Here is a 15701-nt window from a genome sequence, read left to right on the forward strand (position 1 = left end):
TGAATAGGGTTATTTCACCGACTCCTGAGCGGAGCTGAGGCGACGAAGAGGGTTATAGACGGGGCTCGTTTCAGCATTGAAGCCCGTGGGATTGAGGAATTCAACCATCTGCAAACGGATAGGCTGCAGGATGTGTCCGATCAGGGTCATGGCCAGAATCAGCACAGTCAGGAGGGCAGCCAGAATAAAGCCGATAATGCCGCCGATGATGCCCCAGCTCTCATAGAGGTTCCAGCCGAGGTCAGCCACCAGCTTGGCCATGATGGCCGACACCAGACCAACTGCGAAGATACGGGCGTAACTGAGCACCGCGCCGCCCTGCGAAACCAGTTCTACAGGCAGCATCGGGTAATGCTTGATGACGCGGAGATAGCCCACGACAAAGGCGAGAAAGCCCAGCCACATCAGCAGCGCGAGCGGGTTGGCGAAGTTGAACATCTGTCCAAAGTCGCTGGCCGCTTTGGTCACGAACGCCATCAGGATGAGAGCGATAACGCCCCCAAACAGAGCAATGCCTTCCCAGACATGGACCTGATCGCCGTGCTTGAGGCCTTCTCTGATGCGGATAAACCAGGCCCAGGGCACCTGAAGAATGCCGAAGAGCAGCGCCAGCACCAGCATAATGTTGCTGAAGTAACCGGTTTCCAGGCGGGGGAACAGCGTAGGAATCAGGCCGTGGTGGTGGGCACCTGCATGCGCGTGGTACTCAGCGCCGGTCCAACCCCAGAGATTGTTGAGGATGCCTTCGTCCAGATAGAACAGGCCCAGGTGCTCGCCCCAGGTGCCAAAGAACTCGCCCGTGAGGAAGCCCCAGAGAATGGTCCAGATGGACATCCACTTGGTAATCTGCCAGAGGTTGGACAGCACACGCGGGGTCAGCTCCATGCCGAAGAGCGGCACAGTCCAGCTTTCGCCGCGCTTGGCTTTGCCGTTCAGCCACAGACCGAAGGCCAAGAACAGCAAGCCGTACCCGATGTCCCCGATAATCATGCCGAACATGAAGGGCATCAGCGTGGCCATGACCCAGGTCGGGTCGAAGGTGCCGTACTTGGGCGGAGACATCAGGCCCATTACCATCTCAAAAGGCTTGACGAATTCGCTGTTTTGCAGCTCCACCGGAATGGCCTGGTCATGGTGGGCGTCCACACCGTGCAGCTCGTGAACCACACCGTCACCGAAGGGCTGCAACGCCGCTTCCAGAGCGGGAATCCGGTCCACAGGCACATAGCCCTGCATCACCAGCGAGTAGCGGCCACGGGCTGACAGGGTGCGGACATCATGCACCGCCACCAGGTCCTTGAGACCGTCGCGCAGTGCGAACAGTTCAGGGCCATGCGACTTGGCCAGCGCGTCGCGCTTGGCGTTCAGACCCTGCAAGTGGTCACGCCCGGCGGAGCGAATCTGGCCCAGCTCGGCGGCAGCCTGCTCCAGGGGCATGCCCTCGAAGCGGCCCGGCAGGCGCATTTCGGCCAGGCGCACCCGGCCCAGCGCGGTGCGGGCCAGGTCGCGTTCGCCGGCCAGCGTGGCCACCGCACCGACGCGGCCCGTGCCGCTGTTTTCTACTGCCAGCTCAAAGCGGTCCCCCAGCCCCTCTTGCAGCGAAGCCTGAAGCTCGCCCAGGTCTGTTTCGGCGTGCAGGACAAAGGGAATGACCGACACGCGGCGGCTGCGGTCCAGCGAACCGACCATCCGGGCCAGAGTTGCGGCGGGCTCTGCGTAGGCCGCAGCAGCGTCCACGTCGCCCTGCACTTCGGTGCGCTCACGGGCCAGCTCGGCCACAGGCGACGCCACACCCTCGATGCGGGCGGCCCAGTCACCGCGCGGCGGCACCGTGACGCCCACCATCTCGGCGGGACGCACCGCACCCAGCTCAGCAATGGTGCTTTCTACGCGGGCGAGCAGACGCTCGGCTTCTTTGAGCTCTTCCGAGGTCTGCTCGTGAGACGCGTCCGAACGCAGTGGGCTGTCCTCAATGGGCTTGAGGTGAACCACACCAGCATGTTGCAGCGCCGTGATCACCGCTTCGCTTTCGCGGCGGCGCATGGCAATCACAACCTGCTGCATCGGGCTAATCACGGCAGCACCGCCTTGAGGACATGCTCGGCAGCCTGCTGAATGCGGCCACTCATCTGCGTACGGGCGCGCTCCGTGCCCTCAGTTGCTTTGCTCCTGGCCTCCTCACGGATGCGTACCGTTTCGGCGGTCAGGCGCTGGTCATGCTCGGCCTGTATGGCCTTCATGCGCTCCTGAGCTTCACGGAGGATGCGGGCGGCCTCCGCTTCAGCGGCTTCTACGTCGCGGCGTGCATCGGCGCGCGCAGCTTCAATCTGTGCGTCCAGCGCGGCTTCGCGCTCGGCCAGTTCACTCAAGATTCGACTTGAGACGTCCAAATCCCTCCTCCTTTCTTCGTCATCCAGCACACCGAAACGCCCTCACGGGCTCCATTCAGAGTGAAGGCCCCACGGGGTGGGGTCTTGGGGTGCCTTCTGCACAAGCTTGCTTTGGTTGCCCGACCCTGCTTCTTGGATTGCGTCAGACTGCTTAGGATTCTAACACAAGGTTTACATTTGCCTTTGAGGGGCAAGCGTCCCTGCCACGCGCCTTCGGTCCTGTCACTGGTTTAGAAACAGTTCTGACCAACGCCCGCACACCCTGCACTTCCTCAGACCGCACGAGCGTGGCGGCGCTGCTCCCAGCGACGGTAAAGGCGCCAGGACCACCACAGCAGACCCAACAAGCCCAGCGCGGCCAAGGCTGGGACGAAGAGCGCCAGTACACTCAGGCCCAGGCTCAGGCCATCCTCTACTGTGCTGACCACCGGATTGCCCACCCCAGCTGTCAGGGCGGTGGTGGCGGGGCGCACCGCCGCGCGGCCTGTTTGGATACCGCCCGCCACCAGCAGGCCCAGCACACCAGCCAGCGCAGGCGATAGGTCAGCCACCCCCGCCTGCGACGCAAATAAAATCGCCCCTGCCGCTGCCCCCACCCAGCCGCTCACGAGGTGCAGAACATGGTCCACTCCAGGAATCTTGTCGCCAATGAAATCGGCCAGACCCACCAAGAAAATAACCAGTAAGGTCCAGGTGTTGCCCAGCAGGTCGAACGGCTGGTCCAGCTGCACCAATCCCAGATTTGCCAGGATACCCACCAGAAATAGAGGAATATAAGCATTGAGCCCAGCTGCGCCGGACAGGCCCAGGGCCGAGAGCAGGCCGGAAAACAGTTCCATGCCTGCCAGTACGCTCATCACACACGCCTGGTTCCCCATGTATCCCACTCAGGGGGAATTCAGGCGAGTTGGTCTTCTGGGTCGAGCAGCGCGTGAGGATGGACACGGCCCTCCCCCGCTGGTATGGGTGAGGAAATGGCTGGAGATGTCTGCGGTTCTGTAGGTTTGGGCGGCGCTGGCCGCAAGTCGGTGCTGTTGAAGCGGCCCTGGGCTTCCGGCAGCCCCTGCAAGGTCCACAGCTCGGCAGCCCGTGCGCCCAGGTCCACCAGTTGCGCGAGCACCGGGCGCTCGGCTTCAGCCCAGCGGCTCAGTACCCAGTCGGCTGGGTCACGGCCAGCGGGGGGGCGAGAGATGCCCAACTTGAGCCGATCAAAGTCCTGGGTCCCCAGCAGACGGATGATGTCGCGCAGGCCATTTTGCCCACCGTGCCGCCCCCCACGCCGCAACCGCAACAGTCCAAAAGGGCTGTCCAGGTCGTCTTGTACCACCAGCAGGTCATCCGGGGTCAGGCGGTAGTAGGCAAGCAGGGGCGCCACCGCCCGTCCCGAGGCGTTCATAAAGGTCTGCGGTTTGACCAGCAGCACTTTTTCACCGGGCTGCCCCGCTTGCTGTCCCAGCCGCACTTCGCAGGTCTCGGCCTCGCCATCCTTACGCCAGTGCCCTCCGGCCCGGCGGGCCAGTTCATCCACCACCAGCCAGCCCACATTGTGCCGGGTTTGGGCGTACCGCTCGCCTGGATTGCCTAGGCCCACGATCAGGCGCATAGGCTCAGGCGCTCAGACTGGAGAGCGAATCGCGAACCTCACGCCAGCGGGCGTCGGCTTCGGCCACGGCTGGGCGGTCCTTGGCGGCATCGTAGCCCCTGCGGAACTCGGCAAAAGCTGGCTCCGTCTGCGAGAACAGCACCTCCAGGGCCTGGGTCACGTCCTGCACCTGCTTGCCAGTCAGGGTGAGGTCTTTGGTGTCCAGTACTTCGTCCAGGGTCGCCATCAGTCCCGACAGGGGCCGCAGCCACTGAAAGTTGGGATGGCTGGTGACCAGATTGAACATTTCGTAGGGACTCCCCACCGGACCGTGCATGAACTCGTAATCTTCACGGGTCTTGTCCAGCAAAGCCGAGTGAAATTGGCGCAGCGCTGTCGCCAGGTCTTTTAGTTTGCGGCGGATAGTGGCGTCATCTGACATGGATTCCAGGGTAGCAGCCAGCCGGAGGCAGGACTGAAGGAAAAACTCCCACCCGGAGGTAGGAGCGATGCGCTTAATACTATTGGAGATGCTCAGTTCACCCGCGCACGGAAGCAGAATCGTCCTGCGCCACCAGGATTAAGGGTGCCTACACTGGCCCTCAGTACGGCTGTGGTGTCATCCAGGGTGGCGGTCACGCCAGAGACACGGAGCGAGCCTGGAACGTAGGACGTATTGCCCGGAACCCGGTCCTCCACTTTGAAATTGGTAAGAGGCTCCGTGCCGTAGCTGCGGAAATCAATGCAGTACTCCAGCTGTTCGCCAGGATAGCCATCCACAGAGGAAGCAAAAGCAGTGCCGCGCGTGACATTGCGGACCACTTTGTCCAGCCGTGGGTAAACCACTTTGGTCAGCGCTGTGGCCTTGCCTTCTAGGGTGTTGGTGCCCTGCGCCGCAAGAGAGTTGAGAAGCTGGAAAGGCGTGGACTGGTTGGCCTCCACAAAGCTGCTGGAAGGCACCCGCACTGTCACAGTGAAGCTGCGTGATGACCCTGCCTGTCCCGCTGCGGCCAGATTGCCCAGATTCCAAGTCAGTACATTCCCTGAGTTGGTCGAAGGAGCCAGGGTGCTGCTCACAAAGGTTGTGCCTGGGGGCAGGGTGTCTGTGGCGACAACTTGCTCAGCCACTTTGGAGGACTGATTGCTCACAGTGAGCGTGTAGGTCAGCTCAGTGACATTGGGAGCAATGGCCGCACCCGAACGGCCATACACCACGTAGGGTGTATTCACTTCTTTGCGCACGCTCAGCAGAGCGGCTGGACTGATTGAGCTGGCCGCCGACGCCGTGCTGCTCAAGGGGGTTGAGGTATTCAAATAGCCAGTGGCCTGAGCCGTATTGCTGACCTGAAAGGTGCTGGGGGCAGCTGACTCCGGAACCACATTCACCGTAAACGAAGTCTGGAAAGTCCCAGCTTGGCTGACATCCGGCTCGCGGGCATCCACACGGCCATCTGTATTTGCGCTGATCAGTTGGGCATTGGCTGCACCATCAAAGGAAGCGTTGAGGTCGGAGGAGTCCAGATTGACCGTGTTGACCTGACCGGCAATCACCGGCTTCGTCTTGATGGAAGCAGTTTTGATGTTGGGATCATTGATCATCTGGGTGACCACACTGTCAGTGATCTGCGGGCGAAGACGTGCCCAGGCGTCCAGGCCAGATGGTGTAGGAATACTCGGCGCGAATGGCGTTTCGCGCACCGTGGCGTCAGGATACAGCCCACTGTCGTAAGTGGCATTGGTGTAGGTGAGCGTGTAAGGAATATCAAACGAGCCGTCCGGCTGAAGCTGCGGCGTGCCAGCCGACTTCTTGAGATTGATCTGCGGCGCACAGAAACTGATGTCACCAAAGGCAATCGCTTGCCCTGCCGCCCCCTTGAGTGAGCCTGTCTCAATGGTCAATGTGGTCAACGGGCCCCTGAAGTACGCCACACCCTGCCCCTGCCGGTTGGTGCCGTCGGCATTCTTTACTGTGGTCGTATCTACGCCCATCAGAGCGCTATAGGTATTGGGCTGCGCAGCTGCGCCCATCGCACTGTTGCCGCGTCCTGGCACTGGAAGGGTTGTGGGCACACCAGCCGTACCTGTCGGCCCCCCCACATACGCCTGAATGGGCATCGACGTGCCACCGGCGATCAGCATGTCGGGCACAAATGTCGTTCCGCCGTAGGCAGCTGTCGTCTGCAACCAGTCCCCAGTTGTGGCCGTCCCACTGCGGGCATCCAAGTCAGTGATACCAAAACGCACGTTGATAACGGGATATGGGAACGTTAGGGTGACGGTGTTCCGCGATGTACCGCCGCCTGCCCGCGTCAAGAAGACACTGTTGTCTGTGGCAAGCGAACTGCTGACGGCACGCACTTCATTCCAAGAGCCATCGTTGGCGAAACTGGTGCTATAGCCAAAAATCCCGTTTGCCGATCCTGTAGCGGAGGTCAACTGAGCGCTCAGCGAAATACCACCCAGACTGTTGAAGGTGCGCGTACCACTCAGAGCCGTACCGCTTATCCCGGTATTCGCCCACCTGATCTGGTCGCAGGTCGCAGGATAAGTGGTGGGATTGGCCTGAATGCTCTGAGCCGCCAGCGCATTCAGAGACGCCTGAGCGCCATCCGAGTCGGTGCCTGCACTGCTCTGAGCACCAGCAGCAATCACATTGTTGTAGATACCAGCCTGAGTGACCGACACATCAAAGCTAAAGGTGCAGGTCCCAGAGGGAATAATGGTATTGGCCGGAAGTGACCAACTGGTCGCGCTGGCCGCTGGTCCAGGCGGCTGAGCCTGCACGCTCCCACCCGATGTGGCTTGATAGCTGAGGCTGTTATAGCCGGAGTTGTTGGGGATAGTGAAGCCACTGCTGTCCACGCAAACAGCTTGGTAATTGGGCGTGCTGCTCACAGCCATCTGCCCCCCACTGCTGCCCGCGGGCAGCGCATCCACAGTGTTCTGGAACAGCATGATGGGTGCACGGTTGCCATTTTGGACCGTGACGGTCAGACGGGCCACAGCCCGGCCCGTTACGGCGTCAATCTGCACAGCAGTGCGGTCAAAAGCCTTGCTGATCTGAGGAACCAGTGTCGGCGTTCCGCACGAAGCTAGGTCTGTCAGGCCGGACGAAACAGCGTTGCCACGCACAGCAGCGAAAGTGCTGCGACTGATGGTCCAGATGCTGGAGCCGTCGCTCACTTGAAACACGTCGTAGGCAGAATCATAGGACAGGCCATTGGCGAGGCTGGCTGAGCCTCCCAGTCCCGTCACAGCCCGGCTGTTAGACACTGTCGCTGTCACCGGATTGAACTCTCCCAAGTAAGGCGTTCCGGTGGCGTCTTGATAGAGCAGCCACACCTTGCCCAGATTGTCTACGGCAATGTCACCATTGGTCGAAGTCTGCTTGACCTGTGGAATGGAATAGGGGGTACGGGTCACCGCATGAGACGTCGTGCTTACGCCACTGTTCAGTGTGGCGAGCGAAATGGAGGCGTAGGTGTAGTTGCCCCACGTGACAATCATTGAACCGTTGGCAATTACAGCACCGATAAACTCGTTGCCGGACATTCCAGCATTGAGATAGCCCAAATTGGTTTTGGTTCCTGTGAAAGGATCGTATTTCCAGACAATGGCGAACTGATTACTCCGCGCGTACGTGCCGTAATTACCGCCACGGTCCAGCCAATAGACTTGGCCCGTTTGGGGGTCTACGGCGGCGCTGTTCAGTTCCGAGCCATTGAAGCCGTAAGACGCGAAGGAGGACGTGTCTCCAGTGGTCATCAACTTGTTATAGCCAGTCACCGGATTGTGCCACACCACCTGCCCGGACCCCATCGTCGTATTGCCCGCCACGGTCGCAAAGGTCCCGGTGCAATAACTGCCAGTACCTGTTTGTGCCTGAGCGTCATCTAGACCCATCAAGAGCGAGCCGAATAGAACGGATGTGCCCCTGAGCCACTGTCTTCTTCGCGCCGTATACATACCTAACCTCCTGAAGCAATTCTCAAAATGACGTGATGCGGGAAAAAGCGTTCCGCATCAGTCCATGTGCGTCCTAATTAATGTCTTTAACTGCCTCATCCGGCGAAAAGTTGAGCCTTTTCGCTGGATGAGGCAGTGTCCTATAAGCTCAGCGTTTCATCTTCTGCGCTGTCTCGTCCAAGGTCACGTCCAACCGCAGGTAAGCCCCCGGCTTGGTGTAGGTGTAGCCGCTGGGCAAGCCGTCAAAGCCAGCGAAGTTGTAGCCTGCGCTGACCCAAGTTCCCGGTAAGGCACGCAGATTGGCTTCTACGCCGTAGCCATACAGGGCACTTTGCAGCTGCGCGGGCTGATAGAAAGCCCGGCCCCAGGCACCCACACCCAGGTAGTCGTTCAGGTAATAGTTGCCGCCCACAAAGGCCTGTCCGCTAAAAGTGCCCCCGTCATTCAGCAGCAGCCGGGTGTCATTTCCGGCCCGTACGGCCCAGTTGGGCTGACGGTACTCGGCCACCAATCCGGTGGTCAGGGCGGGAGCGTTGCCAGCCAGGGTGCCGTTCACATAGCGGACGTAGCCCAAGCTGCTGAGGGCAGAGCCACGGTAGCCGTAGCCCAGACTCAGGCGCTGACCATTGCCGGACGTACGGAACTCGGCCAGGGCGTCGGCAGTCAGGGTCAGCTCATCGCTGAGGCTGCCACTCACGCCGCTGCGCAATGCGGTACTCCATTCCTGATTCTGACCGCTGTAGCCAACATCTGCGCCCAAAGTCGCCACATATTGCTTGGTGCGGTAGTGCAGGTCGGCCCCTGCGTTGGCGTCGAAGGAACGGTTGGCAACACTGTACACGGTGCCCCCACGCAGACCCAGGGTGGTGTTCTGGTTGAGCGGCAAGCTGGTGCTGACCCCGAAGCGGGCGCGGTTGCCATCGCCACCGGCAGTCGGCAGCTCATAGCCCACCGAGAAGTTGGTGTTGCCCAGGCGCGAATCCACGCCCAGCAGCGCCTGATGGCCTTCGCCCCAGGTGTACTTGTCCTGCGCTTTGAGCGTCACCGTCTCGGTCAGCCGGTAGCTCGTCTGCACGCTGGTGACGGTCGGAGCGTCGCCGCTAAAAGCCTGCTCGTGTTCGGCGCTCACCGTGATGGGATCGCCGGTATAGCCAGCGCGGGCCACTGCACTCAGGCCGCTAACATCGCCAAAGTTGTACTTCAGGCCACCGCCCACGGTGAAAGGAGCCAGGCGGTAATCCACCACACCGCGCACATAGCCTTGCTGGGCTTCGGCAAAGTCGTCGCGGTAATCGCCTTCCAGTTCACCGCGCAGCACAGGGCTGAACTGCGTTTGGTAGGTGCCATTCACACTGAAGCCGGGATTGAAGCGGCCCAGGCCTGCATATGCCGTGTCCTGGTAGCGCAGCCGCAGGGCAGCGCGGTCCTGTTCGCGCAGCTGGGCCGCAGCGTCCAGGCTGCCCTGGAAGCCACCAGAGTAGGCGGCCCGCATTTCGGCCCTGAAGTCGTCGCGGTTGTCGTACTGGGCACGCACACCCACCGTCGTCTGATTCTCGCCCTGGGCGGTAGGCAGCTGCACTGCCGCCGCACCGGCCACCCAGTGCTGCCCCTCGGCGGTCACCTGCGCTCCGTAGCCCCACTCCCGCTGGTCCAAAGGACGCTCCAGACGGTAGCTGGCCTCGACGCGCACGTCATTGAATCCTTCGTCCAGGGGCTGAAGTTCGCGGTTCAGGGTGACCACGCCGCTGGCGTAATCAATCGAGTAGTCGCCAAAACGCACCAGCGGTTCGCGGCGCAGCTCCAAGCCGGTGCCGCGCTCCAACACCACCACTTCCAAGGTGTCGCTGCCACGGCTGATGGCGCTGTGGGGCAGACGGATGACCCGCAGCCCGTCAGGCACGATGGCCTGCTCGCCGCGCAGCTGAACTCGGTCCGTCGGCACAGCCGCAGCAAACGCACTGAATCTGGGGTTGCCCTTGGTTTCCAGGGTGGCCGCCGTCAGGGTTTCGCCCACAGGCAGGGCTGTGACTGGGAGCGCTGTCCGCTGATAGGTGGCCCGGAAACGGGGGTGATCGTACACAGCGGCCACCGGGTCAATGCCCTGGAGCGGCACATTGTGTACAGAAGCGTCACCGGCCAGCGGGAAGCGCTCGAACGGGTCAAGGTCATGCGGCAAGCTGTCTTTGTCGGCAGCCACAAACAGCTTGCCTTCTCCGATAGGGCCTTCGTAATAGCCGCGTGCGGTCCAGGTCAGATCATCTGCCAGGTTGAAATTCTGCGGATCAAGGCCCAGGGTGGCCGACGCCACACCCACACCAAAGCGGCGCTGGTCAGGACGAATCTGGAAGCGGTATGGCCGGACTTGCCCTCCCGCCTCAATATCCAGGCGCAGTTCGGTGGGCACGTTTTGTGGGCGCACTTCCAGCACGCCGACCCCTTCAGTCAGGCGCACCTGATAGCCCGCAGTGGCCGGGCTGGCATCGGGCAAGAAGGGTTCCAGGTTGGAATTCAGCGTCAAGGTGGGCTGGCTGGTCGGGGTGCCGAATTCGTCCAGCGCCGTGATTTGCACCCGGATAGGCGTGCTGCCGTCAGCCAGCAGTTGTAGCGGCTCTACCTTGACCTGAGCCGTCTGCGCAGCCAGCTTGACCGTAATCTGGTCGCCGCCCACGCTCAGGAGGTTGTCGCCGGGCTGAAGCTGCACGCCCACATAGGTCAGGCGCTGCACACCACGCACTCCGTCTTGAGTGTTGGTACCAATCTGGTCACTCGGCACGGCCTTGCCGTTGACGAGCAGCGGGCTGACAGCGCCCTGGGGCTGCTCTACGGTGACCGAAATCTTGTCACGGGTGCGGTAGACCGTGCCGTCCAGCGGCAGACGCACTGCGCCGGAATTTTCCTTTGCCGCCTTCTGCTCTGCTTGCAAGGTGCGGGCCGTCCGGAAATCCTCGGCATCAAAGCGGCCTTCTAGCACCTCGCGGCGGTCACCTGCGTACTGCGCCACCAGACTGGCCGCAGCCAGCTCAGGCAGAGGAGCCGCATGCTGCAGCGAGTAGCTCAGCTGTCCCACATAGGTCTGACCATCTGCAGTCGCGGGCACTTCCCAGTACAGCAGGCCGCTGCGGCCCACGCGGGGGTCTGGCAGAGCGGCACCGTTCAGGCGGGCACTGCCGGGCTGGTAGCTTGCGCCTTCGGGCACACGGTGAGACACGATCAGGCGCTGAGCCTGGACCGGTGCGGTAAAGGGCAGCAGCACTTCACTGCTGCGCGACATGGCCGGGGCAGGCGCGTTCAGCGGGGCGCTGGACTCCTGGGTCACTGCACAACTGCCACTCGTCAGCTGACCAGTCACTTGGCCGGCTTCGCCTTCCTGCGGGGCACGGACGCGGTAGCTCAGCTCACGGGTTTCGCCTGCGGCCAGCTCACCGTCAAAGGTGCCACTGTCCAGCAACTCCACGCCTGTGCCCTGCTCCTGCAAGCGGTACGTGGTGGGCACCGTCCCCCGGTTGGTCAGCAGCACGCGTACGGTGCCTTCTTGTCCTGGCTCCAGCTCGGGCAGCTCGCGGCGCAGCTGCACGCTGGTTTCGGCGGCCAGCACCTCCACACTGCGGGTCACTTCCTGCTTCCACATGGGCGAGCGCAGGGTCACGGTATAGGTACCGGGCTCCTTCGCCAGAGCTTCCAGGGGCAGCTGGGCGGCAGCCCGCAACTCCCCCTCATAGGTGGCCTTGCCGCTCAGGTCCAGACCGGGAGCAGTCAGCTCCAGGTCCAGCGGCAGCGCCCCGGCATAATCGGTCAGGGCGCGGCCCTGCAAGCTGACCACGTCACCTACACAGACCCGGGGCTTGTCCAGCTGAAGGTCCAAGCTCACTTGCGGCTCCACCTGAATCCGGGTGCGGCCCACTCCACCAGCGGGAACAGTCACGCTGGAATCGCTGATACTCACGCGGGCACCGGGCACGGCCTGGCCCTCAACACTGTGCTCTCCGGGCGTCACGGACTGGCGCAGGCTGCCATTGACCGGCAGCTCGCGGCCATCCACCACAGCACCCACCTGGGTCGGCTGCACCCCTGTCGGCAGCAGCAGCTCGGCGGTGATCTCCAGCAGGCCAGCCTCATCTGCTTGACTGAGGGTCAGGGGCACGGTGGCCTGATGCCGCTGAAGCGCAAAACTCACGGTGTTGGAGTGCTGTTTGGCCCCGGCGGGCTGACGCAGCTCAATGACATATTCGCCAGGCTCGGATGGGAGCGGCAAGTCGGCCCACTGGACATCGCGGCCCACAGGCAGCGCCTGCCAGCGCCCATCTGCGGAGCGGACACGGGCTTCCAGCTCACTGGCACCGTCGCCGTCGTACATCCGGAGCGCGTAGCTGGGGCCGTCGGTCTTGACAGTCACCACAGGCATCCACCGCTCGGAGCGCACGTTGACGGTCAGCTGCTCGGCATGGAGCGCTGCGCTGGGGCTTTGCAGGCGCACTGCAAAGGTGTTCTTGCCGTTGCCCTGGGTCACTGCACGCAGGCGGTACTGCCCAGCAGGCAGCTCCTGATCAATCAGGGTTTCCCAGGCGTGCGCGCCCGGCTCGAAGGTCCGCCGCAGCACTTCACGTCCCTGAGCGTCTTGCAGCACGAACGTGGTGGTAACTTCTCCAGGGGCATACTGCTCATCACCGTAAAAGTCGGCGCTGCGGTAGTCGGCTGGGTCAAGGCGGGGGCTGTACAGGTCCAGGCGCACGGGTCCGGCCACACCTACATCCAGGGTCAGGTTCTGGTCGCCCACTTCCCACATCAGGTGCGAGCCAACGCTGGTCAGGGGCAAATTGGTGCTGATTTGTTGCGCCTGCACCGGGACGCTCATCAGAGCGGTCAGGGCGAACAGGGCGGTGAGTCTACGATTTCTCATGGCTGCCTCCATTCCAGTTGCGGGTCAGTGACGGCACTGCGGGGTTCGCCGCTGTAGCTAAAGCTGTAGCTGACTTGGCGTTCGCCGGCGGGCAGGGTGCCTTCAAATCCGGGGGTTCCGCTGAGCAGTTGAGCGCCAGCAGGCAGGGGGTCATTCAGCCGCAGTCCTTGCAGGGGACGGTCCGCACTGAGGGTCAAGGTCACGCTGTAGCCTTCTGCCGTGCGCGCTACCGTCTTGTGGACTGTCAGCGGACCTGCATTCAGGGTGGTGCGGCGAATCACATCAATTTCGCCGCCCAGCGGAGCCAGCGGGAAATCCGCGCTGGTCAGCCCGCGCACATGCACCGTCTGGGTGCCGTTCAGGCCGCCCTCTTGAGGCATGGTCAGCGGCAGATAGGGCGTGGTGCCAGGGTCCAGGCGCACGGCGTGGGTGCCCAGCGGCACATTGAGGAACGAGTAGCGCCCCTGCTGGTCGGTGAGCGCAATTCGGCCACCGGCCAGCACCACGCGGGCGCGGTTGAGCGGGGTGTCTACCCCTTTGTCATAGGTACCGCTGCGGTTGCGGTCCACATAGACCTGGCCTATCAGCTCACCTACGGGCCGGAACTGCTGCAAGTTCAGGGTGATTTCGGCTTCGGAAAAGTCCTCTGCGATATCGGTGGCTCCACCCGGGCCGGTGCCGGTCACCAACACGAAGTTGCGCAGACTGGGCTGCTGGGCCGCTCCTGCTTCTACGCGCATATCGTAGGTCAGCGTGGCACTCTGCCCAGCTTTGAGTGTGGGGAGGGTCCACTGCATGACTTCGCTCACCTCGTCACCGGCCTGGTGATTGCCCAGGGGGCAGTCCAGCACGCGGGTTCCAATGACGGGGTCAGCCAGTGGTGCAGCGCCCTGCGGCCCGTAGCTGATGGTGCTGCTGCCGGGAATGTAATCCAGCGAGGCTGGGTCTGCCAGCACATCCACCACCCGTACCGGCGTCAGGTCCGCGACGGGTGACGGGTTAGTGATGGTCAGGGTAAAGGTCACGCGGTCCCCCACGTTCGCCTGCTGGGCACTGGCCTGCTTGACCACCCGAATCTGAATCGGCAGGTGGACGGTGGCCGGTTCGCTGGTCACGGGCGGCACACCATCTACTGGCGGCAGTTCGGTGGACACCAGATTAAAGGTGTTGGCAACGCTCTCCCCCATCTGGCCCCGGTCCGTGACGCGCACGGTCAGCTCTACAGTGCGGCTTTCGCCCGGCGCGAGACTGGCAAAATCCCAGTGAACCACCTGCGCACCGGGTTCGCCGGTCACCTGACCACCCGGCTGCGAGGACACGTAATCCACTGCCACCGGCAGCGGATCGCTGATGCGGACATCGTGGAGTTCGGCACCATAGGTGTTCGTCACACGCAGCTGATAGGTGACCAGGTCGCCCACCCGCACGGTACGGTCTTCCTGCGGGTCCACCACCGTCTTGACCAGCTGAGGCAAGGGCCGCAGATAGTCAGTGGTGGCGTTGGTGGTGCCTCGTTCGCCCGCCACGGTAATCAGGGCGGTGACCGGGCGCTGATCGACAGGGGTGTAGCACACCTGCACATAAGCCTGTTGGCCGGGCTCCAGATATATCGGCTGGGCCAGCGGCTGCTTGCCAGGGCCATACAGCACGTGTCCAGCCTGGCTTTCGGGGTAGGTCACGGTGACGGTGAACAGGTCCGCAACATCGCCCGTGTTGCGCAGGTCGTGGTCAAAGCACACTTCCTCGCCAGCCTGAGCAAACGGCTTGGTCTGGGTATCGGCTGGGCTGCCTTCTTCGGCGGTGGCCTGCCCCACAGGACCGATGGCCACGGCTGGGGTGTAGCGCACGCTCAGCGTCGCATTGGCCGACGACTGGCGGCCACTGGTCTGGGCCGTTGCCACGTTCAGGAACTGCTGACCATCCGCCTGCTCCTGGGCACGCATCCGGAAGGTCAGCTCGGCAGCTTCACCAGGAGCCAAGCGGTCCAGGACCAGACGTACACCGCGGACCTGGGCCGGGGGCGTGGCCTGCCACAGCCCACCATCGAAGTACTCGATGCGGCCAGCCGAGGCACTGGCGCTGCCCGCCACAAACTCCAGGCCACCCGCCAATTGCTCGGCCAGCAAGTCGGTCAGCACGACCTCACGTGACTCCTGGTCACTGCTGTTCACAGTCCGCAGCCGCACAGTGGTCTCTTGCCCCGGCAGAATCAGCTGGGGCTCAAAAGCTTTTTCGACCTGAATCTCAGGCGGCGTACCGATGATCAACGCCGAGATATTGTCAGCGTCCACACTGGCCCCGCCGGGGCAGCTGGCAACCACGTTGATCAGGGCCGAATCGGCTTCGGTGGTCGTGGCTGTGGCCGTTCGGACCAGCACTGTCACCGAAGCTCCAGCGTCCAGCGTGACCTGCTGCACCGCTGGCTCACTGGGATCAATCTGGCCGTTGCCGTTCAGGTCCACGTGCGCGGAGAGCTGAATATCCTGTGGGTTGCCCGTCTCTAGCTCTGTACGCACTGGGAACGTGCTGGTGGTGTTGCCGCTGTTGGTCAGCGTGTAGGGAAAGAGGACGGTGTCGCCCGGCAAAGCGGTACGTGTCATGGCAGGCGAGGCAGCGCTGCCGTTGGGCAGCACGCTGACCGCGCAGATTTCCTGCACTGTGGTGACCACGGTGTTGGAGTACGCCAGAGGTGCCGTCTGGCCTTTTGCATCAACAAACTGAGCGCTGGCTTGGTTGGTGATCTGGGTGCCCGAGGGCGTCAGCTGCGCGAACGCTGGACCGGCGCACAACAGTCCCGATAGCGTCAAAGTAGATAGAGCAAATAGGCGGGGCATAGTTCCTCCTGTAGAAGTGGGGGGTAAGGTCA

Annotated in this window: 8 protein-coding genes; all 8 read right to left on the reverse strand. The window is 62.6% G+C overall.

Annotation, left to right across the window (positions count from 1 at the left end):
• Positions 1–9: 9 nt before the first annotated feature.
• Complete coding sequence (locus IE158_RS05615; protein ID WP_189642715.1) at positions 10–2064, reverse strand: V-type ATP synthase subunit I; 2055 nt, start codon at positions 2062–2064, stop codon at positions 10–12.
• Positions 2065–2072: 8 nt separating this feature from the next.
• On the reverse strand, positions 2073–2390 hold the full coding sequence (locus IE158_RS05620) for a V-type ATPase subunit subunit G family protein (RefSeq protein WP_189642690.1): 318 nt from the start codon (positions 2388–2390) through the stop codon (positions 2073–2075).
• Between the two features lie 272 nt (positions 2391–2662).
• Positions 2663–3229: a DUF4126 domain-containing protein gene (locus tag IE158_RS05625; protein ID WP_189642691.1), complete on the reverse strand. Its 567-nt coding sequence runs from the start codon at positions 3227–3229 to the stop codon at positions 2663–2665.
• Positions 3230–3288: 59 nt separating this feature from the next.
• Positions 3289–3993 (reverse strand): aminoacyl-tRNA hydrolase, encoded by a 705-nt coding sequence (gene pth / locus IE158_RS05630; RefSeq protein ID WP_229838924.1) that lies wholly within the window; start codon positions 3991–3993, stop codon positions 3289–3291.
• A gap of 4 nt (positions 3994–3997) precedes the next feature.
• Positions 3998–4414, reverse strand: a complete 417-nt coding sequence (locus IE158_RS05635; protein WP_189642692.1) for a hypothetical protein — start codon at positions 4412–4414, stop codon at positions 3998–4000.
• A 92-nt stretch (positions 4415–4506) separates the two neighbouring features.
• The gene (locus IE158_RS05640) at positions 4507–7737 is read right to left on the reverse strand and encodes a DUF11 domain-containing protein (RefSeq protein WP_189642693.1); all 3231 of its coding nucleotides are present in this window, start codon (positions 7735–7737) and stop codon (positions 4507–4509) included.
• 349 nt (positions 7738–8086) lie between these two features.
• Entirely contained in the window at positions 8087–12835 is a 4749-nt protein-coding gene (locus IE158_RS05645) for a DUF11 domain-containing protein (RefSeq protein ID WP_189642694.1), read from the reverse strand.
• Positions 12832–15669 (reverse strand): DUF7927 domain-containing protein, encoded by a 2838-nt coding sequence (locus IE158_RS05650; protein WP_189642695.1) that lies wholly within the window; start codon positions 15667–15669, stop codon positions 12832–12834. Before IE158_RS05650 ends, IE158_RS05645 begins: the two co-directional genes overlap by 4 nt.
• Positions 15670–15701 lie beyond the last annotated feature (32 nt).

Source organism: Deinococcus piscis, assembly GCF_014653275.1.
GTDB classification, from domain to species: Bacteria; Deinococcota; Deinococci; order Deinococcales; family Deinococcaceae; genus Deinococcus; species Deinococcus piscis.